The 449-nt window shown below is 70.8% G+C and carries 1 pseudogene; it reads right to left on the reverse strand.

Annotation, left to right across the window (positions count from 1 at the left end):
• A pseudogene (gene alaS, locus DVK06_RS17755) lies at positions 1–449 on the reverse strand (alanine--tRNA ligase); the annotation flags it as partial.

Here is a 449-nt window from a genome sequence, read left to right on the forward strand (position 1 = left end):
CGTCGCCGTCGAGGCGCTGGATGACGGCGGGCGTACCGTCGATATCGATTTCGTCCGCCCCGGCCGCGGCGCGCGCCTCGGCGAGTTCCGTCTTCAGACGGTCGATGGTCTTGCCGCGCTCCTTCCACTCGGTGAAGAAGCGCTCTGCCGTCTCGGGCACGTCCGCGGGGTTCACGTCGAGCACGTCGGCCGCGCTGTACAGCGCGTCCTCGGTGCGCTGTGTGGCCTCGACGGCCGCGTCGCCCGCCGCGAAGACGACGCGCTCGACGCCGTCCTGCACGGGCTCCGTCGTCAGCACCTTGATGGCCCCGATGTCGCCGGTGCGCTTGACGTGGGTGCCGCCGCAGGCCTGCACGTCGCTGCCGACGTGGATGAGGCGAATCTGCTCGCCCGGCGGGATACCGCCCTGATAGAGGTCGAAGCCGTACTTCTTCTCGGCGTCGCGGCGG

Origin of the sequence: Halorubrum sp. Atlit-28R, from assembly GCF_003665955.1 — an archaeon.
GTDB lineage: Archaea > Halobacteriota > Halobacteria > Halobacteriales > Haloferacaceae > Halorubrum > Halorubrum tropicale.